Annotated in this window: 18 protein-coding genes; 5 read left to right on the top strand and 13 right to left on the bottom strand. The window is 46.2% G+C overall.

Annotated features, from left to right (window positions below; translation table 11 throughout):
* Positions 1 to 12 precede the first annotated feature (12 nt).
* Both AC0VYQ_RS01905 and AC0VYQ_RS01900 read left to right on the top strand, forming a co-directional pair.
* Positions 13 to 354, top strand: a complete 342-nt coding sequence (locus AC0VYQ_RS01905) for an ASCH domain-containing protein (RefSeq protein WP_475404119.1) — start codon at positions 13 to 15, stop codon at positions 352 to 354.
* A 100-nt stretch (positions 355 to 454) separates the two neighbouring features.
* Entirely contained in the window at positions 455 to 1,000 is a 546-nt protein-coding gene (locus AC0VYQ_RS01900; RefSeq protein ID WP_475404118.1) for a class I SAM-dependent methyltransferase, read from the top strand.
* Positions 1,001 to 1,045: 45 nt separating this feature from the next.
* Here the strand turns inward: AC0VYQ_RS01900 and AC0VYQ_RS01895 are convergent, their stop codons facing one another.
* Positions 1,046 to 1,915 carry a cation diffusion facilitator family transporter gene (locus AC0VYQ_RS01895; protein ID WP_088838402.1) on the bottom strand — a complete coding sequence of 290 codons (870 nt, stop codon included), beginning with the start codon at positions 1,913 to 1,915 and terminating at the stop codon, positions 1,046 to 1,048.
* Positions 1,916 to 2,222: 307 nt separating this feature from the next.
* Between AC0VYQ_RS01895 and AC0VYQ_RS01890 the strand changes: the two genes are divergently transcribed.
* Positions 2,223 to 2,546 carry a thioredoxin family protein gene (locus AC0VYQ_RS01890; protein ID WP_029332472.1) on the top strand — a complete coding sequence of 108 codons (324 nt, stop codon included), beginning with the start codon at positions 2,223 to 2,225 and terminating at the stop codon, positions 2,544 to 2,546.
* A gap of 43 nt (positions 2,547 to 2,589) precedes the next feature.
* Here AC0VYQ_RS01890 and AC0VYQ_RS01885 read toward each other — a convergent pair whose 3' ends face one another.
* The 8 genes from AC0VYQ_RS01885 to AC0VYQ_RS01850 all read right to left on the bottom strand — a co-directional run bounded on the left by AC0VYQ_RS01885 (position 2,590) and on the right by AC0VYQ_RS01850 (position 12,211).
* The gene (locus tag AC0VYQ_RS01885) at positions 2,590 to 2,889 is read right to left on the bottom strand and encodes an excalibur calcium-binding domain-containing protein (protein WP_088836165.1); all 300 of its coding nucleotides are present in this window, start codon (positions 2,887 to 2,889) and stop codon (positions 2,590 to 2,592) included.
* Between the two features lie 487 nt (positions 2,890 to 3,376).
* Positions 3,377 to 3,850 (bottom strand): hypothetical protein, encoded by a 474-nt coding sequence (locus AC0VYQ_RS01880; protein WP_475404117.1) that lies wholly within the window; start codon positions 3,848 to 3,850, stop codon positions 3,377 to 3,379.
* 127 nt (positions 3,851 to 3,977) lie between these two features.
* The gene (locus AC0VYQ_RS01875) at positions 3,978 to 6,365 is read right to left on the bottom strand and encodes a carbohydrate binding domain-containing protein (protein ID WP_475404116.1); all 2,388 of its coding nucleotides are present in this window, start codon (positions 6,363 to 6,365) and stop codon (positions 3,978 to 3,980) included.
* A 64-nt stretch (positions 6,366 to 6,429) separates the two neighbouring features.
* Positions 6,430 to 7,776, bottom strand: coding sequence for a GH1 family beta-glucosidase (locus AC0VYQ_RS01870; RefSeq protein ID WP_475404115.1), 1,347 nt, complete (start codon positions 7,774 to 7,776; stop codon positions 6,430 to 6,432).
* Between the two features lie 26 nt (positions 7,777 to 7,802).
* Positions 7,803 to 8,723 carry a carbohydrate ABC transporter permease gene (locus AC0VYQ_RS01865; protein ID WP_214808707.1) on the bottom strand — a complete coding sequence of 307 codons (921 nt, stop codon included), beginning with the start codon at positions 8,721 to 8,723 and terminating at the stop codon, positions 7,803 to 7,805.
* Positions 8,724 to 8,726: 3 nt separating this feature from the next.
* Complete coding sequence (locus tag AC0VYQ_RS01860; RefSeq protein WP_088836160.1) at positions 8,727 to 9,623, bottom strand: carbohydrate ABC transporter permease; 897 nt, start codon at positions 9,621 to 9,623, stop codon at positions 8,727 to 8,729.
* Between the two features lie 60 nt (positions 9,624 to 9,683).
* Positions 9,684 to 10,991 carry an ABC transporter substrate-binding protein gene (locus AC0VYQ_RS01855; RefSeq protein ID WP_475404114.1) on the bottom strand — a complete coding sequence of 436 codons (1,308 nt, stop codon included), beginning with the start codon at positions 10,989 to 10,991 and terminating at the stop codon, positions 9,684 to 9,686.
* Positions 10,992 to 11,197: 206 nt separating this feature from the next.
* Entirely contained in the window at positions 11,198 to 12,211 is a 1,014-nt protein-coding gene (locus AC0VYQ_RS01850; RefSeq protein WP_088836158.1) for a LacI family DNA-binding transcriptional regulator, read from the bottom strand.
* 211 nt (positions 12,212 to 12,422) lie between these two features.
* Between AC0VYQ_RS01850 and AC0VYQ_RS01845 the strand changes: the two genes are divergently transcribed.
* Positions 12,423 to 12,851 carry a VOC family protein gene (locus AC0VYQ_RS01845; RefSeq protein WP_475404113.1) on the top strand — a complete coding sequence of 143 codons (429 nt, stop codon included), beginning with the start codon at positions 12,423 to 12,425 and terminating at the stop codon, positions 12,849 to 12,851.
* Between the two features lie 208 nt (positions 12,852 to 13,059).
* On the opposite strand, the gene AC0VYQ_RS01840 is transcribed toward AC0VYQ_RS01845, so the two are convergent.
* Together AC0VYQ_RS01840 and AC0VYQ_RS01835 are read right to left on the bottom strand one after the other, a co-directional pair.
* Positions 13,060 to 13,932, bottom strand: a complete 873-nt coding sequence (locus AC0VYQ_RS01840) for a hypothetical protein (RefSeq protein ID WP_475404112.1) — start codon at positions 13,930 to 13,932, stop codon at positions 13,060 to 13,062.
* Between the two features lie 316 nt (positions 13,933 to 14,248).
* The gene (locus AC0VYQ_RS01835) at positions 14,249 to 14,947 is read right to left on the bottom strand and encodes a CBS domain-containing protein (RefSeq protein ID WP_475404111.1); all 699 of its coding nucleotides are present in this window, start codon (positions 14,945 to 14,947) and stop codon (positions 14,249 to 14,251) included.
* A gap of 259 nt (positions 14,948 to 15,206) precedes the next feature.
* Here AC0VYQ_RS01835 and AC0VYQ_RS01830 point away from each other — a divergent pair, with 259 nt between their 5' ends.
* Positions 15,207 to 19,391 carry an AAA domain-containing protein gene (locus AC0VYQ_RS01830; RefSeq protein ID WP_475404110.1) on the top strand — a complete coding sequence of 1,395 codons (4,185 nt, stop codon included), beginning with the start codon at positions 15,207 to 15,209 and terminating at the stop codon, positions 19,389 to 19,391.
* 102 nt (positions 19,392 to 19,493) lie between these two features.
* On the opposite strand, the gene AC0VYQ_RS01825 is transcribed toward AC0VYQ_RS01830, so the two are convergent.
* A complete protein-coding gene (locus AC0VYQ_RS01825) occupies positions 19,494 to 19,706 on the bottom strand; it encodes an immunoglobulin-like domain-containing protein (protein WP_475404109.1) in 213 nt (70 codons plus the stop codon).
* Complete coding sequence (locus AC0VYQ_RS01820) at positions 19,666 to 23,037, bottom strand: Ig-like domain-containing protein (protein WP_475404108.1); 3,372 nt, start codon at positions 23,035 to 23,037, stop codon at positions 19,666 to 19,668. Before AC0VYQ_RS01820 ends, AC0VYQ_RS01825 begins: the two co-directional genes overlap by 41 nt.
* Between the last annotated feature and the right edge of the window lie 177 nt (positions 23,038 to 23,214).

Here is a 23,214-nt window from a genome sequence, read left to right as displayed (position 1 = left end):
GGAGAGATGGCTTTGTTACATCAGATGGGATTATATCAAAACCCTTTTCAATCCATCGTTTCCGGAAAAAAAGTAGTTGAAATTCGCTTAAATGATCAAAAACGACAAGCAATTCAAGTCGGAGATTTAATTAAATTCACTAATTTATCTACGGCTGAACAAGTGATTGTCAAAGTGACAGCGCGACAAACTTTTAAAGATTTCCAAGCATTGTATGAGCATGTTCCTCTCGAACAAATGGATTGTATCGGATGGTCCATGAACGACTTGTTAGACGCGACCTATACGATATACTCAAGAGAATCAGAAAAAGTATTCGGAGCACTCGCATTAACGATTGAACGGAAATTTTAAATGAAAGGAGCTGATCACCATCATTGCCGCCATTAAGCGATTGATCGATCAGCAATATGCACATCCTACAGGGAGATTCGGCACATACATCGGGGAAAAGATGGTTAGGCAACATCAACCTGAGACTGAGTGGACCGTCCACCTTCTGAACGTCCAACAAGATGACGCTATTTTAGAACTTGGTTGCGGAGCAGGATATGCCATCGAACGTCTTGTACATCAAACAACAGCAAAACAGATTACGGGTGTCGATTCTTCTTCCACCATGCTACGTTCTGTAAAAAAAAGAAATAAAGAGGCTATACAGTCACGCCGTGTCGACGTTTTGTACGGTGATTTAAACAAATTAGCTTTCCCAAATGATCAGTTCGATAAAGTGTTCACCATACACACGCTTTATTTTTGGGAAAATATCTCTGGTACGTTAGTAGACATCTATAACGTATTAAAACCGGGTGGTCACTTCGTCATCACGTTCTGTGATGGGAAAAATGATGTCATCTGGACGAGCATGAAAAATTTAGTAGAAAACGAACTGCTTCCTTCCGCAAAAAAACATGGATTTTCCGAAATCACCTTTATCGAAGGCCCCCTTTCAAGACAATTTCATACGGTTGCTGTAATCGGATATAAACCTCTTAACTAAAAAAGGAACGATCGTCTTTTGACGATCGTTCCTTTTTTGTATGTTTCACTCTGGTTCAACATGGACATGAATGTCGTAGACGCCATATTCGTCCGTCAACGTATCTTCGACTCGTGTCGCGATATCATGGGCTTGGTGGATGTTGAGTGTCGAATTGACGAGAATCACGACATCGACGACTTCATTATTGCCGTAGTTCCGTCCTTTAATCGACTTGATTCCTTTGACACCTTCGAGGTCAAAAATCACGTCCTCATACATCTTCAGCTTTTGTTCATCAAAGCCGTCCGTCAGTTCGTGGGAAGCTTCCGAGAAAATATCCCATGCCGTTTTACAGATTAAGAAACCGACGATGATCGCCGTCACGATATCAAGCCACGGCATCCCGAACTGGGAACCGATGATTCCGATCGACGCTCCGATACTGACCCAGGCATCCGACCGATTGTCTTTCGCCGCTGCCATGACGGCCTTGCTGTCAATTTCTTCAGACAGTTTGCGGTTATACCGATAGACAAAATACATGACGACTGCCGAACCGATTCCGACATAGGCAGCTACGATATCTGGAGATTCTTGTTTTCCTTCAAATAAACTTGAAATCGTATCAATCAACACTTGGAGACCGACCGCCATCATAATGAAAGAAGCGACCATCGACGCAATCGTCTCACTTTTCCAGTGACCGTATTTGTGATTGTCATCTGCCGGACGACGGGAAATCCGTAATCCGATTAACACAGCAATCGATGCGATGATATCCGTCGTATTGTTCAAACCATCTGCCCGTAAAGCGGCAGAATCCGCTGAATAGCCGACAAGCAGCTTAATTACGGATAATAGGATATAGGCGGCAATGCTAATCATCGCACCGCGTTCGCCCCGTTTTAAATTATCGAATTTTTGTTCGTCCATCATTCCGCCCGCCCCCACTTACTCGCTTAATTCCGAAAACTTATCGTAGCAGTTCAATACAAGTGGGTCTAGAGAAATCATTTTGTTTATAACTAGATAATTAATAAATGACCAATTTTGTTTCTCATAGGCAAACTAACTCAAGTCTTAATATCCCAACATTCTTGAACAGAAAAACCGCTTACATCTCTTGAACAACCAACTTTTTTGCGGGAATTTATTGAACAAAAAAAAGCATAATCCGTGCATCTTCGTACCGGAGTCAGTAGACTAAAGACAAACGATCATACTATAGGGGGATTTACACATGAGTAACTACATCAAGAGTGAAGACACGTTCAAAGAGTTAATCGCAAGCGATACACCCGTCATCATCAAGTTCGAAGCTGACTGGTGCCCGGACTGCAAACGGATGGACTACTTCATGCCGGACGTCGAGTCACAGTTTAAAGAACTTCCAATCTATACGATCGATAAAGATGAGTTCCCGGAAATCGCATCCGATAATGTCGTCATGGGAATTCCAAGTTTACTCGTTTTCCAAAACAACGAGAAGCTTGGTCACTTGCATAGCGCCAACGCAAAAACACCAGGAGAAGTGACAGACTTCCTCAAAAAGAACTTTAACTAAACGCATGAAGCCCCACTTTCCATTCAGGAGAGCGGGGCTTTTTTTAGCGTTCGCAGGCGATGCCGTCTTTGTCACGGTCTTTTGACTTATTGAGATTATACGTCGCTAAGCTTACATGTTGGGCGTACTTTGTTTTCTTATAAATGGCTTTCCCATTTTTATCGTAACCCGTTCGGTTTTTCAAACCCTTTTTCTTCGAGACGCCACCTTTATACGTTTTTTGCATCTCCGTACAGTTTTTAAACGCCTTCGCCTTAGTCGCTGCGTCACTTTGACCAGATGTAGCGCTAAGTAATGAAATACTAAGTACACCTGTCATGACAATCTTTAATGCTTTTTTCATCAGGTTACCTCCGTTTCTAAAAAACCAAATCTTAGTGATAATTTGATTATAATAGATTTCTTTAGAAATAGTTTCCTATTTTTAAACTTTAGATGTATGACTTATCTGACAGTTCAAAAGACAAAGAAAGACCCGCTTCATTATGAAGCGGGCCCTAGCGTGTAGACAAACGCTTATTAAGTGTGAACATGCCGATTTGAGACGGATTGCGCTCAACTGTCTGCATGCCCGGCTTTCTGTCACGGTATTACCTAAAAAGCGTCACGTCTCGTTGACTCCTACGGGAAAAAGTGCGTTTTTAACGCGACTTGCCAGAGGCAGGCAAGACCCTGCTCGTTGTCCGTGAGGATCAAGGAGCAACGGCTTGCGCCTCGCCCGAGGAAAGCAACGAAAAAAGAGACGCTTTCTCTCCCGATAGCACATAGTTCGTTGTCTACAGTCTGAGACCCGCTTCGTTATGAAGCGAGCCTTTATTTGTAATTACTACTTAGTAACGTAACCGTTCAATCTTGATTTTCTTATACCGTAAGCTTAGACCAAAGGCGATCAAGAGATAGAGGAAACCAATTAAAAATGAAAAATCACCATACGGAATTGCAGTAAAGGCATTCCAACCAAACATCGGCACGACAAACAGAACATACAGTGGATATTGGATTCCTGACATCATGTCAAACCACGACTGATCCCAGAGATGATTCTCAAACAATGTGATCAAGTAGACGACCATCCCACCGATGAAGCCAAAACGAAGGTAGTTAAACAGAAAACGGATGAGCGATGTGTTTTTAAGGATGAGGATTGATCCCATCAAGAAAGCAAACCAGCCAATCGACGTAAGAATTTGTACTATACCAATCGAGCCATCCGGATAGATTCCGGCTGGCCAGCCGTTCAACATAATCGAAACGAGTAATAGCGTACAAAAAAGTACGAGATAAGACTTTGTTCCCTTCGGCATTTTCAAATTCCTCCATTACTTTTGATATGAACTAGTATTCGACGTTCCTTTCGTCAAACCTTCCATAAAAAGTAAAAATATTTAATTACATAACAAACGAGCCCTAACAGGTCAGGGCTCGTCCGGTTTATTTCACTTCCAGCTTCACATCATCAATCATGATGTCATGCGCTGCAAACGGAGAGCCTGCCGCTTTTCCCATCAAGAACTTTAGACCAGCCGTATCATCTTGTCCCATCGTGAACTCGTATTGGTACGTGTTCATCGTCGGACTGACTGCTACGACCTGACTGAAGTAGCGTGTATACGCCGCATTTTCGACCGTCACTTCGAGCGGCCGTGCAACCGTCGACGACGCCTTAAACGTCAACTGGTACGTCTGTCCTTTGACGAGCGCTAAGTTCCCTTGTTCCAGTAAGACGCTCCATGGCTCCTGTCCTTCTGAAGCAATCGCGATTTTTGCAGCTTCATTCACCGTCGAGACGACCGCTTGTGCATCATAATGAACGTAGGAACTCCAGAAGTTCAGCCCTTCCGTGAACGAGCCGTTTTTTAACGGCGACTTGTCGATCTCGATCGGCGTCGTGTCAAAGAGTTCAACATCATCGATGGTCACTTCCCCTTTCTCTGATCCAAGAATGAACTGGAGACGACTTTTTAAATCCGTCGCTTCTGTCATCGTAAACGGTACTTCAAACGTCTCCATCTTACCGCTCAGCGCAATCCGTTGTTTCGGCAAGTAAGCCATCGTTCCTGTCGCATCCGTCAACTGAACGTCCATCTTGTTCACTCGTTTTGCTGCTGCTTTGAAACGCAGCACATATTGATGGTCTTTTACGAGTTGTACGCCTTGTTGCGACAGTGTCGCGTTTTGTCCTTTTTTCGTATTCGTTTTGAATGTGAAGACGCGTGTTACCGGGTCGACCGATCCCGTCCCCTTCGTTTTCCCGGCATCAAACTGCCAGTACGTCAAACGATCCATCGCTCCTTGGTCAAACGTTCCGTTGTAGATTTGATTGCCGTCCGGTAAAGCCGGTTTTGTTGCCGCTTCATCGATTTCACCGCGTGGAATCTGTTCGACACGGACGTTGCCGATTTTAACGCCCGCTTGCGCGAGACCTAAATTGAATTCGAGCCGGGCCGCAAGATCCGTTTCACCCGTCATGTCGAACGTAAACGTGTAAGGCTTGACGGTCGTCGTTAAATCAATTGATTCTTCATTCGAGTATTTCGTATAACCGCGTTCAGCACCACCACCGACTTTGACCACCATCTTCCGCGCCTGGTCGCTACTCGCGTCGAAGCTGACTTGATAACGGCCACCTTGTGCGAGCGACACGTTTTGAATCAATTGGTGCGAGTACGTCTGTGCCCCAGGCTTTGTGATCATCACGTCAGCAAATCGTGTTCCGTCCTGCTCCGTCACGTCGACCGATCCCGTGCCGCCAAAGTCAGGCAACGTCACATAGTTCCAGTAGGTCGGATCAAGTGTCTGCGCGCCGTCCGTAATCGTCTTGATCGCTTTTTCGTACGCTTGGTCATAAACGAGGTTACCGTCTTCAAGCGGTTGCTTCGCCCCGTCCGGTAACGTCACGTCTTCATAAACCGGTTCGACCGGTTCCCGGTAGGCGCGGTTCTTCAGGTCATAGACCCGGACGTAATCGACTTCCATCTCAGCCGGGAACTTCGTCGTCGCGTCGACTTCCCCGTCGAACCAGCCGCCGACAGCGAGGTTCATCACGAGATAGAAATTTTGGTCGAACGGTGCCGGATAACTGTAGTTCGTCGCCGTATTTTTTCCTTTGCTGTACCAATCGTTTTGTGTCTGATAGAGGTTTCCATCCACGTACCAACGGAGTTCACCCGGCTCCCACTCGACGGCATATGTATGCCACTGGTCAATTCGCTCACCGTCCGGGAAATGATAATCCTTGCCGGTATATTTATTGTTCGGCCAATTTTCGCCGTAATGGATCGTCCCCGCGACCTTTTCAGGCTGACTGCCCCAAGATTCCATCACATCGATTTCACCGGATGATGCCCAGGCACCGTACTTGTCCTGCTCCGGCAACATCCAAAATGCCGGCCACAGTCCTTTTCCCGTCGGCAGCTTCGCTTTAATTTCGTAACGGCCGTACGTCTTGCTGAACAATCCCTTTGTCTTCAATTTTGCCGAAGTGTAGTCATAACTTCCGAAGGCGTCCGTCGTCTTTTCCTGTTTTGCGCGGATGACAAGTTTTCCGTCACGGATGAAGGCATTGTCTTTTTTGTCAGTGTAATATTGTTTTTCGTTATTTCCCCAACCGGATGACACCCCGTTGCCGTCCGCATCGACGATCCAGTTTCCCGTATCATAGTTCCACTTCGTCCGGTCGAGTTGTCGTTTCGTAAACTCATCCGACCAAACCACTTTCCATTTCGTTTTGTCCTGTTTGTCTGCTTTTTCAGCATGCCCTGTACCGGCATAAGTTAAGACTAAGCCTGTCCCAAGTGCAATTGCGAGCCATTTCTTCATCTGTAATCCTCCTTTGACAAAAAACAGGCAAGACCGATGTAATTCGACCTTGCCTGCGACTGAGTTACGCTTCCTGTGAGAGTGTTGCTTTATGTGTCTGGATGACATCGGCATACCAATGCGCGCTGTCTTTCCATGTCCGTTCCTGTGTTTCGAAATCGACATAGACGATGCCGAATCGTTTGTCATACCCGAAGCTCCACTCGAAGTTATCGAGCAGGGACCAGAGGTAGTAGCCTTCGATATTCATTCCCTCGTCGTTCAAGTCGGAGACTGCCTGCAAGTGTTGCGCAACATAGTCGATCCGGTTTTGGTCATGGACACGACCATCGACGAGTTGATCGTCGAACGCTGCCCCGTTTTCCGTGATGAAGATCGGGAGTGACGTATATTCCGCGCGAAGGCGACGAATCAAGTCCTTGAACTCGTTTGGTGCGATGTCCCAGCCCATGCCGGTCTTGTCGTAATCCGAATACGCATCTTTGTGCAAGAAGTCATTCGCGGCACTGAACTCAACTAAGTTGCGGCTGTAGAAGTTGATCCCGAAGAAGTCACAGGCAACTGAAATCGATGCCATGTCGCCTTCTTGGATGAAGTCATACGTATGGACGTATTTCGAGAACAGGTTCATCATGTCGACTGGATACTGTCCCTTGAAGATTGGGTCAAGAAACCAGCGATTCGCATACCCGTCCGCATTGTTCATCGCCAACTGATCATTGACGGAATCCGTCTTCGCGTACTTCGGTGCGAGATTCAATGTGATGCCGATCGGTGTCGCCGAGTTGAACTCCCCTTTGAGCAGTTCGACCGCTTTTCCGTGTGACAACAGCATGTGGTGAACGGCACGGACGGCTTCGTTCATGTCCGTATGACCAGGTGCATGGTGTCCGAGGTGGTAGCTGAGGAAACCGGCACACCACGGTTCATTGTGCGTGATCCACGAATCGACGATGTCGTCGAGTTCTTCGAAGCAGACACGGGCGAAGTCGAGGAACCAGTCGACTGAGTCACGGTTGACCCAGCCCCCTTCGTCGTATGCCCACATCGGTAAATCCCAGTGGTAGAGCGTGACGGCCGGTTTGATCCCTTCTTCGCGTAAGCGTGTCGCGAGTGTCCGGTAAAATGCCATGCCTTCCGGGTTGTAGTGACCTTTCGCCGGGAAGATCCGTGGCCAGGCAATCGAGAAGCGGTACGTATCGACGCCTAGTTGTTTAATGTGTTGAATGTCTTCTTCAAAGCGGTGGTAATGGTCGCAGGCGACATCGCCATTGTGTTTTTCAAAAACTTTTCCGTCCGTATCGCAGAACGTATCCCAAATGGATGGTGTCCGTCCCCCCTCGTCGTGTGCGCCCTCGATTTGATACGAAGACGTGGCCGTTCCGAAGACGAAGTTTGATGCAAATTTCATACGCGTACTCCCCTTTAACTAACAGATTATTCTTTGACGGCACCAGCCGAGATGCTGCTGACGATGTATTTCGATAGGAACAAGAAAGCGATCATGATCGGGACGACGGAAATCGCGATCCCGAGATAAAGTGCCCCTAAGTTTTCTGCGACTTGTGAACCTTTCAAGAAGCCCATCAAGACCGGTAACGTGTATTTTTCTGGTGAGAACAACAGGACGAGCGGCATGATGTAGTTGTTCCACGAACCGATGAACGTAAAGATCGACATCGTCGCGATCGCCGGCATCATCATTGGCAAGGCGATCGTATGGAAGATGCGCCATTCGCTCGCGCCATCCATCCGCGCCGCCTCAATCAAACTTGGGTGCATGACGGTCTGCAAGTATTGACGGACGAAGAAGACCGTGAATGGACTGGCAATCGCCGGAACGATCAGCGGGATAAAGCTGTCGAGAATACCTAAATTCTTACTGAGTTCGTAGAACCCGATCAATCCGAGTTGTCCCGGAATCATCATCATGACGAGCATGAAGACGAACAGGACGTTTTTTCCTTTGAACTGATAAAAAGCAAATCCGAACGCTGTCATCGCTGAGAAGTAACCCGATAAGACAGTGACGAGGACGGCGATGATCAGACTGTTCTTGAAGCCGGACCAGATGTTGACGTAGGAGCTTAGCGCCGCATAGTTCTCAGCGAGCGAGTTGCCGGGAATCAAGGAGAACCCGGACAGGACTTCTTCGTTCGACCGGGTCGCGTTGATGATCATCATCAAAAATGGAATGATACAGGCAATGGTTAAAGCAATCAGGCTGACATAGATCAGGCTCTTGCCGAACCAGGCTTTTTTCTGTTTCGGTGGTGCCAACTTCAGCGGACGTTCTGAACGCTCCGGTTGTTCCTCCGTTTGCGGGACGATCCGCCGTGCTTCTGCATTTCGTTCCATCGGTCAGGCTCCTTTCGGTGAACGTTCTTTTCGGAACATCCCTTTGAAGACGATGATTGAAAAGACGAGCGTGATAGCAAATAATCCATAGGCGACGGCAGCAGCGTAGCCATAGTTGTTGTACTTAAAGGCTTGATTGTAGAGATAGAGGACCATCGTGTTCAAGGCACCATCCGGCGCACCGACACCGTCCGTGATCAACATCGGGAGATCAAACAGTTGCAGTCCGCCGATCAGTGACGTGATCATGATGTACAGTAAAATCGGTTTTAACAGCGGCAACGTGATTCGCGAGAAGATTTGCCAGCGTGTCGCACCATCAATCAAGGCCGCTTCGAAATAATCTTTCGAGATGCCGGATACACCGGCCATGACGACGATGAACGAGTGACCAAGCCACATCCAGGTCAGGATGAGTGAAACGGAAATCTGGGCTGTGACCGGTTGTGTCAACCAGTTGATCGGGTCGGAAATGATTCCGACTTTCATCAACATCATATTGAGTGATCCATGTTGCCAGTCGAGTAAAATCCCGAACAACAAGGCAACCGAGCTGATCGTGATTAAGTTCGGTAAGTAGAACGTCGCCCGGAAGAAAGCAAGTCCTTTTAACTTGAGTTGTAAGTCTGAGAACAGTAAGGCGAGCATCAACGCTCCACCAATTTGCAGGATGAAGTTCAGTCCCCAAATCTTGATCGTATTGAAGAAGGCTTCAATGAAGTACGTATCTCCGAGCAAACGCGTATAGTTCGCGAGTCCGACGAGTTGTTCGCCTTCTGCGCCTGTATAGTTGGTGAAGCTGTAATAGAACGTCAACGCGACCGGATAGATGCTGAAGATCAAGAAGACGATCCAAAACGGTGCAATGAACAGATAACCATGGCGATCGAGTTTTTTCACAGGTCAAACCCCTTTCTTAAACAAGAAGAGGTAGGGCGAGGTCCGCCCCACCCAGTCTCCTTATTCCGGTACTTTGACGTCCGGATACGCATTTTTGACTTTTTTGTAGAATTCAGCAAGTGCTTCGTCTTTTGATTTTTTGCCTTGGACGTATTCCATGACTGACGCACCGTATAATGTATCGAGCTGCTGGTCGTACTTCGTCACGATACCTGGTGTGATTTGATCCGCTTGATCGAGGAAGAACTCATAGTTGTTCTGTCCGCCGAGGAACTCATCTTTGAAGTCTGTTTTGATTTTGTCGGTAACTGGTGTGTATGCAAGGACGTCACCTGTTTCTTTCGCCCAATCCGTCAAGAACTCTTCGTCTTGCGTCATCATTTTGACGAAATCATATGCAAGTTTTTGTTTCTTCGAATCTTTGTAGACACCTAACCATGTACCGCCCCAGAAGTATGGGCTCGGTCCGCTTGTGACTGCCCAGTCACCCGCTGATTTCTTCGCATTTTCTTTTAAGACACTGTGTAAGCCCCATGTTGGAAGGACATACGAGAAGATTTCTGTTTCGGTTTCTTTACCGTTTTCTTTGACTTTGACCGGCTTATCCATCCCGGCGAACCATGATGGTGACCACTCTGGCGCAAGTGCTGTGTATTGTTTTGTCCGTAATTCTTTTGCGTAATCCATGTAGTTCTTCTTGTCTTCTGTCAAGACGAGCTCTTGCTTATCGTTGACCCAGGCCTGAGGATCATTACCTTGTGCGAACCAACGGATTGAACCTTCATCCGGGAACATTTTGTAGCCTTTGCCTTTCATCTTCTCAGCGACATCGAAGACGCCGTCCATCGAGTTCATCATCGCGCCGACTTCTTTTGGATCATCCGTACCGAGGACTTTTTTCGCGATGCTGCGTTTGTAATAGACGCCACCTGGTGTCGTTTGCCATGACAGGGCACGGACGTTACCGTCTTTGTCTTTCCCCATGTCATAGACATACGGGATATAGTCGTCTTTGACTTCGCCTGCGTTAAACGTTTTTTCAGATAAGTTCGCCCAGTAACCGGCATCGACCCATTGTTTCAAGAAGGCGATTTCACCAGTGAAGATATCCGGTGCACCGACGCCGCTCTCAAGTGCCGGTTTCAGCTTCGTCGGGTAGTCGGCGATCGGAACGATCGTCAACTCGACTTTGACATCATTGTTCTCTTCAAACTTTTTGATCGGTTCTTTTAACTCATCCGTGAACGACCAAATTTTCAAGACTTGTTTGCCGCCGCTCGTTTTTTCCTCTTCGCCGCCTGAACATCCTGCTAAAACGCTTGCTGTTAACGCGCCGACTGTCAAAACACTGACTAACTTCTTACGCATGTCATCCCATCCTTTTTCTGATGTACTCGCTCACCATTCTAGTAAGCGGTTTCATTTATTATCCGAAAATATCGAAAGCGCTTTCGAAAAATGCTAGAAAAAAGTTCCGAAAGCCCTTTCGGAAAGCTTTAAAAAAATATACTGTTTCGAAACCGCTCTCGCTTGTCCTCGCCTTCCACCTGCGAGAGCGATTTCGAAATCGATTGTTAGTCGTTGACGGGGCCCGTTGAATGGCGGACGATCAACTCGACGGGAATGATGTCCGTCGTCTTGAGACGTTGCTTGTTGACGATTTGTTCGATCAATAAATCCGCTGCATGTTGTCCGATCCGTTCCGTATCTTGCCGGACGGTCGTCAACTTCGGTGTAACGTATTTCGACATTTCGATATCATCGTAGCCGACGATTGAAATATCTGCTGGTACGTGTAACCCGGCTTCATGGATTGCTTCCATCGCACCGATCGCCATTTGGTCACCGGCAACGAATACTGCCGTTGGACGTTGTGGTAAGGCAAGTAACGTCTGCATCGCTTGTTTACCTTCTTCGACCGAGAAAAAACCACCGTTGATTAAGTAACCTTCTAAAATCGGTAGTGCGAGTTCAGCCATTGCCCGTTCGTACCCAGCAATCCGTGCACTTCCTGCGTCAATCGTCGTATCTCCCGCGATATGGGCGATTCGGCGATGACCGAGTTCATGCAAGTGATTGACAGCGAGTGCTCCGCCTGTCAGATTGTCCGAGAAGACGACGCTACAATCCGCGCTGTCCATATCGACGACGACGATTGGAATCGTGCTCTGAATTAACTCTTGGACGTGCTGGTCCATTTGATCGGAACAGATGACGACGATACCGTCGACCGCCCGGTGCTGAAAATGCTCGAGGTAACTCATGTCGCGGTTGCGGAGATTACGTGAAGCAAAGATTAAGTCGTATCCTTGTTGCTCCGTCGCTTGACGGAAGCTTTCGATGATCGCGTTGAAGAACGGATGCATCATCCCGACTTCGTTCGCTTCCGAGAACATGACCCCGATCGTCCAGGACCGTTTCGTCGAAAGGGACTGAGCATGCGCATTGGGTAAGTACCCCATATCCGCTGCCGCCTGAATGATTTTTGCTTTCGTTTTCTCACTGACATCGGAATAGTTGTTTAATGCCTTTGAGACTGTCGTAATCGAAAAACCTGTTAGTTTTGCTAAATCATAAATTGTGCCCATCGTTAAAACCTCATTTCACCGAAAGCGCTTTCGATAAACTTAGTATAGACGGGAATTTGGAAAGACACAACCATTTTTTTCGAATTTATTTGGAATTAAAAAAATAAATGATATCGCTTTCATTTTTAATCAGAAAAAACACAAAAGAGAACAAATGTTTGGTATACTATAAGCATCAGTCAGTCGTGCTCAAATGGAGAGGAGCATTACCATGCCGATTACCCCCTATCTGGTCTTCAACGGCAACACCCGTGAGGCGATCCATTACTACGCTAACATCTTCGGTCAAGACATCCCTGAGATCATGGAGTTTGGACCCGGTAACGGTCCGGACGGTCAACCGTTTGCAAAAGACGTCCAGTCGCTTGTCATGCATTCACAATTGATTGTTCACGGTACACGCGTCATGTTTTCCGACGCCATGCCGCACGATCCGGTGGCGATTGGCCAAAACGTCACACTGGCTCTGCATTTGCCGGACATCCAGGTCATTCACGAGACATTCGACAAGCTGGCGCAAGACGGCAACGTCATCATGCCGATTCAAAAAACATTTTGGAGTGAAGCTTACGGTATCGTCGAAGATCCGTTTGGTGTGCAGTGGCAGCTCAATCATGAAGTGAGTGAAGTGACGGCGTAAGTTGTTTCGGCTGTCATGTTTCCGTTCTCACTCGCTTTCTTCTACGAGTCTAGTGAGGAAAAGTATTCCTATTGAAAAACAAGATCCAACGAAATTCGTTGGACCTTGTTTTTTACTACTTAAATAAGGCATATCTTCGTAAGTTCATTCATAGACTGTCTAAAATAATCTCTAAAAATCAACATCAATTTTATCAGAAAACATAGTTTCACTTTTTAAATTTGTTAAATACCCCTTGAATCCGATTTGTTTTTTCGACTGAAAGAGGTATTTCTAGTACGGATGTTTCTTCGGTCATTTTATTATTGGCTGAACCAGCTATTCCTGTTACTGTCCCAAACAAACCCTTCACCTTACTTGCCGCCTCACCTTTTGATTCTTCATATTTTAGCAACTCAATATCAATTCCCTTATGTAATTCTTCCATTTCAAGCATATATTTATGACTTTCGGATTGAGCTTTTGAATATCTGTCAACTAGTGCATTATATTCAGGTAATTTTCTCTTTTTTTCCGCTAAAGAAGCATTTCCAAAGAAAAAGTCTAATCCAGCGTAGACGACTGAATCATTTAATTTACGATTATGTTGATCCTCTTCTAATTGAATTTCTAAAATTTCTGCTTTAAGGTTCGAAATATCATCTTTAAACAATCGTTGACCTTCTTGTAATGAGACGATTGACTTCTCAATCCAATTTTTTGCATCTTTCGGAGAATCTATCATTAGCCAAGTGATACTGATGTAGGATTGAATAAAGCCCGTAAAATGAACATCAAAAGCTGTTTTTCTAAATTTTGCCCGCTGTACACCGTACGCTTTAATAAATTCTTGCAGAGCATTTTTTACCATCTTTTTAGATTCCCTCGGGCTTCGATGATCATCGTTTGCTTGCTCTAAATAGGTTAGACCTACATAAAATGGCCCTTCTTGAATCGCTTTAATCTCATTCGTAAACATATCAAATAGACGCGTTTGCGCAGCTTCTAGTTCAATCAATTTGCTTGCCATTTCTTTTTTCTGCTGTACTCCGTTATAGACTTTAAATGCTGTTAACGTTCCTGAAAACATAAAATCAATCATTCATCATTCTCCTTTTATGTATGAAAGGTACTATCTAGATTGAACCTTACTTCATTTCATTTGTACTTCTTATAAAATTTTATCAAAGGGCGTTAAAGATTACCAATAAATGGAGTCAATGTTCATTTTAAAAGTCAATTTTTCTTTATCTTTAGCTTGATGGATACACACGCCCGCAAGGAATATACTATTTCTTTTAATTATCTGACGCCTTGAAAATCAGTCGAAACAAGATGCTCGATTGATTTCCAAGGAGTCTTTTACAGATATGACTAAAAACGTACTCTTCATTGTCGAGGAAATAAAATGAATTCTCTTAACGGAACTCTACTAAATCCCAGTGAGTTACGATACCTAGTAGGCGCTCCGTTGATTTTCCATGTTCCGTAATCAACAATGCCTCGAGCTTTTCTCCCTTACTAGCCGCTCGGATGAAATATTCTTTGGCTTCGAAGATGTTTTCTGTTCGCGCAATGAAACGATACGTATAAGTACGTTCATCATGCTTCATAATTTCTTTAATTTTAATTTCTTCGAAGGAAATGATATCTTCCTCCACTTTATGTGCGAGCCAATTCGTAATACCACTCTCCGTGACAAGTGCAACAAAACGGCCATCTTCGTCAAATACAGGAAACTGTGAATATTCTAATTCATTAATTCGCATTAACATCGTACTCATCGTATCGGTAACGCTTAAATAGGATACTGACTTAAAGAAAAATTCCATGCGTTTTGGAAATCTCAATTTTCGTTCAATCTCAGTTATTTCTCGAACGATACTCTCATGCGGTTCTGCAATCTTCTCTGCACCGAAGCCTGTCCCGTGCTGAATTGCATTTCTTAACTTGCCAAATGTTTTTAAACGATATGCGTTTTGTCTAATCATTGCATTTTTCTCACTAGCCTTGTCTATCAATCGTGAAAAAGGAACTTCATCGCTAGAAGTTGTCACTTCGCGAAGTATAGATTCAATCGAATGAATTCGATCAAGAAATATATCTGAATTTCTCATCGTCGACTCCTTTCTCTACTCCAATACCGTTCTCATAACTTTACAATCTTAGAAACCTATTTATATTCTATTTATCCATTTTCACAATTTTTTAATGCTTTTTCCGACGTTTTTCTATTGCTTTCAAAGTATTTTCTCTACTTTCTAATATATTTTCACTGTATACTAAGAGTGTCCTAAAATTAGGAATTAATCATTTCTTATAAGAATTTGCCCCCATTTCCTAACCTTATTTTTTATATAAAGGAGTTTTCATGCCATGAGCACTACCCGGTCAAAAGCTATTAACTTATTCCAATTCATGGCTGCTGTTAAAAAACTTGGTTTGAAGACGCAGCGTGATACGAAAACATATACAAGCATTTTAGAAGAGACGATGATGGACTATCCGAACGTCAAAGCGACGTCCGACGACAGCGGACAGACCGTCGTCGAAGTGAAATTTCTTCCTGCCTTCTCCGTCAGCCGTCCTGCCCTTCCGAGCGGATTGAACGACTGGACTGTACAGAGTGGTGAGGACATCACACCGAAGGCTTCACTCCCTGAAGAATTACGTCAGCAGTGGACGACCTATGAACTCGCAGTCCGGGACTGGAAGGACAAAAAACGCCAACACGAAAAAGCTCAATCCCTATATGACCTCATGTACCGGATGTACCAATTCCAGTCGACCGATAATGACACACATGAAATCGTCTGGACATTCGGCATGCTCCATTGGCCTTTGCACTACATACAACGTCCCTTGTTCGCTCGCCCTGCCGTGATTGAGTTCGATACGGAGAAAAGCGTCTTCCGGATCGAGACGACGCCAACGCCTTCAAAACTTGAACTCGATATGTTGCACTGGGATTCGGTCTGGATGAAGGCTGAACTTTCACAATATGAACTCGACTTCAAGGAAGACCATGCCTTTGACTTCAATCCATGGAGCACAGACGAGGTGAAAGAACGAAGCGAACAAGTATTACGCCTGTTACATGCGGATCATGCTTACGGTCAAGAAGCTGACGTCTATGTCATGCCAAGCGTCCGACTTTACCGCCGACCAAAATCAAATCACGGCTGGGTCGAAGAACATGAGCACCTGGCACAAGCCATCGAGGAAGAGTTGCCGATTTCTCCTGCACTCGAACAATTTTTCACATCGAATGATGCGGAGATTGCGGCACTCGATCAACAGGACCGCCCACAATGGACAGCTGTCGGGGAAGAAATCCTGTTCCCGCTCCCCTACAACGAAGAACAAAAGCGGATTTTGCAACAGTTGAGCAACAATGCAGGTGTCGTCGTTCAAGGACCTCCCGGAACAGGGAAAAGTCATACGATTTCGAATCTCATCTCGCACCTGCTCGCCCACGGAAAACGCGTCCTCGTCACGAGTGAAAAAGAACATGCCTTGACCGTTCTACGTGATAAGTTACCTGCTGAAATCCGTGAACTTGCCGTCTCTGTTCTCGGGGCCGATTCAAAGACCATCAAGCAGACCGAGACTTCCCTCCACGGGATATCAACGTATCTTAACAAGACATCCGCCGAAGAACTTGCACAGCGTGCGACGACGATTCGCGAGCATCTTGAATCGATTCGACGGGATATCGCAAAAACACGACGGACGATGATTGATCAAGCCGTCCTCGAGCATGAGAGCCTCGCGATCGGAGGCGAAACGAAAACACCTCTCGAGTGGGCAAAATGGGTCAGTCAATCCCCGACGCAGACACTGGTTCCGACGCCGATCCTGACGGAAACGATTCCGCTCAGCGCACCAGACATTCAGGAACTTTATGCTTTGATGCAAGACCAGGAAGCACTTGCTGAATTGAAGGTCCTCGGGCGCCGTCCAGCACGAACGGCATTCTCGGAACCACGCCGCTTTGAAGAACTTGCCCAAGAAGTGACGGTCTTACGCGCGCTTGAAGCGGAAGCTGCCCCTGTCGATTGGATGCGCCCTGCGTCAGAAGAGACGAAGGTGCAGACGCTCGACTGGTTACACCAAGCTTCTACAACGTATCCGACACTTGAATCTTGGACACATACTTTGTATCGCCATTGGCTAGCCCATCCGTCTGACGCAGAAGATTTGGAGCGAGAACGTGCCCAGTTCGAACAGACATTGCGTGAAATCGAACGACTCGAACGGACCGTCTCACTGCATGACTTCTCGCTTCCGACGACGGACGTCGACCTCTTCTCGCTCGCGACCGAACTCGTCCCACTCTTCGAAGCAAATAAAGTCAACGGGATGTTCTTCAAATGGACGAAACGGAAGAACTATACGGTCATCCTCGACGAGGTGACGATTGACGGGAAAAAAATATCCCAGTCAGAAGATGTCACGCTGTTGCTTGAGCACCTGACCTATACGGAAGAGCTACGGAAACTCGAGCGGACGTTTACCCACCGATTCGCTCACCATGCCATCGAGATTCCAGTCGTTTCTTTAACGACATACCGGAAGGCGCTTGACGTCATGCGTAAGCTCGATGCAGTGCTTAATCATTTTAAAGAAGTCGTCCGCCCGCTTCAAGCAGTCTATGCGACAGCGACGTTTTCGTATGAGCAAGACTGGTTGACGGCACAGACACATGCCCTCGAAGTCTTGTTCCGTCTCGAACGCCTCGACGAACTGGATCACCAACAGCAAGCTTGGCTCGCAACACTCGAGAATACCGAATTCACGCACCCGATCACGGCACGGGTGATGCAAGCGATTCGTGCATGGGATGCGTCACAGTATACGGAAGTCTATGAAGAACTCAGACTCTTAGAGACGAACGAGCATCGCGCGAGTCGTCTGCAGGAGCTCAGCGACCTGCTCGAACAGGCTGCACCGAACTGGGTGACGGCACTGCGAACAAACAGTGCCCCGACCTTCCACGCCCTCGAGCTGCGTGACGCCTGGCACCTTGCTTATGTCAAAAGCCGCCTCGACGACTTAAGTGATGCCGATGAGCGGGATCACTTGTATCGATTGGAACAGGAGGAAGGTCAAACTGTCGCTCGCCTCTGTGCGACACTCGCGTGGAAGGAACAACTTAAACGGATGACCCCTTCGAAGCAGGAACAACTCAACAGCTGGGCGACCTTGATTCGTAAAGTCGGGAAAGGAACAGGGAAACACGCCTCCCGTTACCGAAAGGAAGCGGCCAAACAGATGATGCAGGCGCAGGATGCGATTCCCGTTTGGATCATGCCTGTCAACCGTGTCCTTGAATCGTTCAAGGCAGCGAGTGATTTGTTCGACGTCATCATCTTTGATGAGAGTTCACAAAGCACGATGGATGCCATCTCGCTCCTGTCACGGGCACGTAAAGCCATCATCGTCGGCGATGATCGCCAAATCAGTCCGACAAGTTTTGATAACCGGGATAACGTCGAAGAGAAACGGAAAACTTATTTCGGGGATGATCCAACGATGACGCTGTTCGATGGGACGAGTAGTCTGTATTCGCTGGCCTCGGTCAAGTTCAGTACGAAGGTCGGCCTACGGGAACACTTCCGCTGTGTACCGGAAATCATCGGCTTCAGCAATGCCCATGTCTATGAAGGAACAATCGTCCCGCTTCGTCTGCCGCAACGCGCGGAACGGCTCAGTCCCGCCGTCAAAAGTCACTTCGTCAGTGACGGTTATGTCGACGAACGCATGACGGATAAAATCAACTTGCCGGAAGCACGCGCCATCGTCGCGGATCTCAAGCAGATGATGCAGGACCCGATTTACGCAGAGCGGACGTTTGGTGTCGTCTCTTTACTCGGAAACGCCCAAGCGAACCAAATCGAACGGATCGCGACGGCTGAAATCGGAATCGAGACGTTAATGAAACATCACGTCCGTTTCGGGGATGCCTATACGTTCCAAGGCGACGAGCGAGACGTCATGCTGCTGTCGATGGTCGTCGCTCCGAATAAACGCTTCATGGCGATGACGAAGGAAACGGATAGTCAACGTTTTAATGTCGCAGCGAGTCGTGCCCGCGATCAAATGATTCTGTTCCATTCGGTCTCGTTGAACGATATCGGCAATAGCAACTGCATGCGTTATAAATTACTTGGTTATTGTCAAAATCCACTCGGTGACCAAGCTTCACTCGAGAGTATTAAACATCGCTTCGACTCCCCGTTCGAAGAAGCCGTCTACCGTCGCCTCGTCGCTCGTGGCTATCTCGTCACGCCACAAGTCAAGGTCAATGGCTACCGGATCGACCTTGTCGTCGAAGGCGAACACAATCGTCTTGCCGTCGAATGTGATGGCGAACGCTGGCATGGACCGGATGCGTATGAAGCAGACATGTTCCGGCAAAAAGTCTTGGAACGAGCAGGTTGGAACTTCTGGCGTGTCCGTGGCCGTCATTTCTATCAAGACGCCGACCGGGCGATGGAATCGTTATGGACGACGCTTGAAGAGATGGAAATTAAGCCGACTTTGCTTGAATATGTCTAAGGCATACACACGATAAACAACTTGTACACCATCAAAAAAACACCTTTCATTGTCGGCTTGAGCAGTTCAAGCGACTTTTGAAAGGTGTTTTGTTTTACTTGCTTATTTAACAATAATTTTACGTTTTATGCTCGTCAGGTTCCCTGCTTTATCCGAGACACGATAAGTCAGGTAATAGGAACCTTTCTTTTTCGTATTGACGGTTCCGCTGACTTTTATCTTCTTCGTCAAAGAACCGTCCAGGTTATCTGTCGCACGTACACCCGTCATCGGGTTAAACGACGATTTGTACTTGATTGATTTTGCTGTTGACACTACCGCTCACCTTGATTGATTTCGTTAACGTCCCGTCGACATTGTCTTTGGCTGATACGCCTTTTCGTACATCAAACTTTTGATTCAGAGCAACTGTCGTACTCTTCACCCCGCTGATCACCGGCTTGATCGTGTCCTTGACCGTAATGACGCGGCTTACTTTCGTGACGTTACCTGCTTGATCCGTCACGGTGTAGATCAACGTATAGCTGCCTGCCCGTTTCGAATCGACGGTTCCTGTAATCTTGATTTGACTCGTCAAGTTTCCGTCCGTTTCATCAGTAGCCGTCACGCGATCAGATGGATTAAATGTTTGCCCTACGTCGATCGTTTTCTTCGTCGCACCGGAAATGACCGGTTTGATGACGTCACTCACCCGCTGTTCGACCTGCTCACTCTGATTGTTCGAAGCGTCTGTTGCACTGACGCGAATCACCGTACCTGCAGGAAGAACGGTTGTCGAATGAGCGAATCGTCCCGATTGATCGGCCGTCAATGCGACCGTTGTCTTTCCGATGAGAAGTGTGACGTACGCACCAGGCTCCACCTGCCCTGTGATGCGTGTTGATTGATTGGTCACTTGATCGACGACTGGTTTCGCCGGTGCCGTCACATCTTTCAACGTCACCTTCTGTAGCTTACTCACGTTCCCAGAAGCATCGGTCGCGACGACATACAACGCGTTTCCTTGCGGACGTTCGAATGAAATACTGAACTTCCCGTCCGCTCCGGCCGTCCCTTTACCAAGTTGCTTGTCTTTCGATTCATTTTCGTAAATCGTGATCGTCGCGCCTACTTCTGACTCCCCTTTGAGCTGAAGGACATCGTCCGTTGTCTCGAGTGGGAGTTTCATCGTTGGTGGGACATGATCCTCTACCACGAAGCTATACTCCTCGTTGATTAGACCGTCGATTTCAACTTTAACAGCTAACCGTGTGCCGATTTTTTGTTGGTCCAGCTTTAATTCAAATTGTCCAGAAGCACCTATGACGGTTTTTGCGACACTTTTTCCTTCTTTTAAAACGGTAACACTCATTCCGTTAGCGCCACGCCCTTTAAGCGTGCTCGATTCTTCTAAGAAAGAATCTACTTTATACGTATAGAATTGTTGCTTATTGATGTCCGACTGAATATTAAGTGCATCAATGGCGACATATCTAATAGTCATACTATTTTTAAGTGGAATGGTATCAGTAAACACTGGACTCCCTGATGTAGGTGTCGATCCATCTAATGTATAGTGAATTTTTGCACCTTTTGTCGCACTTAAGACAACCTGCTCTCCTTCAGTATAGATTCCACTCGATAACGAAGAGGTAACAACAGGCTTCGAACGATCTAAAACACTGTACGATTTAGTCCATGTATTTCCGAAAATGTCACGGAACGAAAAGTCCAACTGACGCTTTGTTCCAATTGGATAGTCTTTGACACGGAATGTTCCATCGGAGTTAATATTTAATTTTTCACCTTCCAATGTCACATCGACTACAGGAACAGTAGCACCAGAAAACGTGACTTTCCCATCCGTTTCGACGATCGGGTCTTCATAAAGTTTAAATGGCAGATTTTTATTTAGCGGGTTATTGCTTGCCGTCATACTCGATACACTATTGCTGCCGCTCATGACGACTCCACCTTGGTAAAGCGAACCTGAACCGTAGCTAAAACTATTAGCATAAATCGTCCCAGTGACACGGACGCCACCATAAATCCGCATCGCTCCAAGTACATACACATTTCCATAGACAGTAGTTCCGTTTAACGTCGCAACAGCCTTTGGTCCGATATAAAGATCTCCAGAAATTGTTCGGTATGTTAAGGATGTATTTTCTGTATAGAATGTGTTAGCTAGTGGCTCGATTCGTTTAAATACCGTAAATGTATGGCTGCTTAATCCTTCGGTCACAATTGTTTTATTTCCGTTTAAGTCTTCCACTTCAACAGAACTAATCTTCCATTCACCAGCATCTAAGCCTTCAGTCAGTTGAAGAGATGTTTGGTATTCATCTACCTCTGTCGAAGGAGAAAGTGTAACGACTTGTTCCTTCTGAGAAGGACTATGTTGATATGTTACCTTGACACCTTTTACTTTCGTGTCATCCACTGCACTAACTTTTATTTCTAGGGGCTGTGCTTGGTCAAGAAACGATTGGCTGAGTGATAGTGACTTGAATACAGGCGGTATTTTGTCGTTTTGATAATCGTTTAGATTGAACTCACCTAAATTGTTAAACGCGCCCTTCGAGGAATAAAACCACGCTTCATTCTCAGCGTTATCCTCGATGTATAGAGAGCTTGGCTTCCACACACCTGACGGTTTATCTTCCGTCATCATAAGACGCGCAACATAGACTTTCTTCTCACTATCGTAACTCATGTTTAAGAGTTCCGATTTATCAGTCTGGGGGACCTTATAAAATATCATGATTCGCTTGATCCCACTCTCAGCATCACTCGCCTTGACCGTTATCGTCACTTCTTCCCCGACCTTCACGTCCTTTTTATCTACTGACAGGCTTTCAAAAACGGGCTTTGTTACATCGGCAGAAGTGCCGGACAACGTAAAGTCGCCCGATTCATCGAATACTCCCTTCGAGGAATAAAACCACGCTTCATTCCCAGCGTTATCCTCGATGTATAGAGAGCTTGGCTTCCACACACCTGACGGTTTATCTTCCGTCATCATAAGACGCGCAACATAGACTTTCTTCTCACTATCGTAACTCATGTTTAAGAGTTCCGATTTATCAGTCTGGGGCACCTTATAAAATATCATGATTCGCTTGATCCCACTCTCAGCATCACTCGCCTTGACCGTTATTGTCACTTCTTCCCCGACCTTCACGTCCTTTTTATCTACTGACAGGCTTTCAAAAACGGGCTTTGTTACATCGGCAGAAGTGCCGGACAACGTAAAGTCGCCCGATTCATCGAATACTCCCTTCGAGGAATAAAACCACGCTTCATTCCCAGCGTTATCCTCGATGTATAGAGAGCTTGGCTTCCACACACCTGACGGTTTATCTCCCGTCATCATAAGACGCGCAACATAGACTTTCTTCTCACTATCGTAACTCATATTTAAGAGTTCCGATTTATCAGTCTGGGGCACTTTATAAAATATCATGATACGCTTGATCCCACTCTCAGCATCACTCGCCTTGACCGTTATCGTCACTTCTTCCCCGACCTTCACGTCCTTTTTATCTACCGACAGACTTTCAAAAATAGGCTTCGTTACATCAACCGCTGCTTCAACTTTCTCCACAGGAATAAAACCGATTAATAGAACTATTAAAAGTAAATATGAAATCCATTTTTTCATCATTTTTCTTTCTACCTTCTTCTTTTACATATTTTTAGTTTTTTAGAAATTCGATTTCATTACAAAAGCAAAGATATTTACAACTCAATATTACTTTATCAATTAATTCCCAATAAATGATTTTCTAACTTTAGGTCAATACTTTTTACTACTTAATTACTTTAGAAAATCCACAATCTA

It is taken from the genome of Exiguobacterium sp. QJM3NY_9 (assembly GCF_056173545.1).
The sequence above is the reverse complement of the archived record's forward strand: the minus strand, read 5'-3'. Positions and strand labels throughout refer to the sequence as shown.

What these genes read in the sequence shown, in the direction of transcription:
- AC0VYQ_RS01900 (WP_475404118.1), top strand. Translation starts at nt 455, where the DNA reads ATGGTTAGGCAACATCAACCTGAGACTGAGTGGACCGTCCACCTTCTG.
- AC0VYQ_RS01895 (WP_088838402.1), bottom strand. Translation starts at nt 1,915, where the DNA reads ATGGACGAACAAAAATTCGATAATTTAAAACGGGGCGAACGCGGTGCG.
- AC0VYQ_RS01890 (WP_029332472.1), top strand. Translation starts at nt 2,223, where the DNA reads ATGAGTAACTACATCAAGAGTGAAGACACGTTCAAAGAGTTAATCGCA.
- AC0VYQ_RS01885 (WP_088836165.1), bottom strand. Translation starts at nt 2,889, where the DNA reads ATGAAAAAAGCATTAAAGATTGTCATGACAGGTGTACTTAGTATTTCA.
- AC0VYQ_RS01880 (WP_475404117.1), bottom strand. Translation starts at nt 3,850, where the DNA reads ATGCCGAAGGGAACAAAGTCTTATCTCGTACTTTTTTGTACGCTATTA.
- AC0VYQ_RS01875 (WP_475404116.1), bottom strand. Translation starts at nt 6,365, where the DNA reads ATGAAGAAATGGCTCGCAATTGCACTTGGGACAGGCTTAGTCTTAACT.
- AC0VYQ_RS01870 (WP_475404115.1), bottom strand. Translation starts at nt 7,776, where the DNA reads ATGAAATTTGCATCAAACTTCGTCTTCGGAACGGCCACGTCTTCGTAT.
- AC0VYQ_RS01865 (WP_214808707.1), bottom strand. Translation starts at nt 8,723, where the DNA reads ATGGAACGAAATGCAGAAGCACGGCGGATCGTCCCGCAAACGGAGGAA.
- AC0VYQ_RS01855 (WP_475404114.1), bottom strand. Translation starts at nt 10,991, where the DNA reads ATGCGTAAGAAGTTAGTCAGTGTTTTGACAGTCGGCGCGTTAACAGCA.
- AC0VYQ_RS01850 (WP_088836158.1), bottom strand. Translation starts at nt 12,211, where the DNA reads ATGGGCACAATTTATGATTTAGCAAAACTAACAGGTTTTTCGATTACG.
- AC0VYQ_RS01845 (WP_475404113.1), top strand. Translation starts at nt 12,423, where the DNA reads ATGCCGATTACCCCCTATCTGGTCTTCAACGGCAACACCCGTGAGGCG.
- AC0VYQ_RS01840 (WP_475404112.1), bottom strand. Translation starts at nt 13,932, where the DNA reads ATGATTGATTTTATGTTTTCAGGAACGTTAACAGCATTTAAAGTCTAT.
- AC0VYQ_RS01835 (WP_475404111.1), bottom strand. Translation starts at nt 14,947, where the DNA reads ATGAGAAATTCAGATATATTTCTTGATCGAATTCATTCGATTGAATCT.
- AC0VYQ_RS01830 (WP_475404110.1), top strand. Translation starts at nt 15,207, where the DNA reads ATGAGCACTACCCGGTCAAAAGCTATTAACTTATTCCAATTCATGGCT.
- AC0VYQ_RS01820 (WP_475404108.1), bottom strand. Translation starts at nt 23,037, where the DNA reads ATGATGAAAAAATGGATTTCATATTTACTTTTAATAGTTCTATTAATC.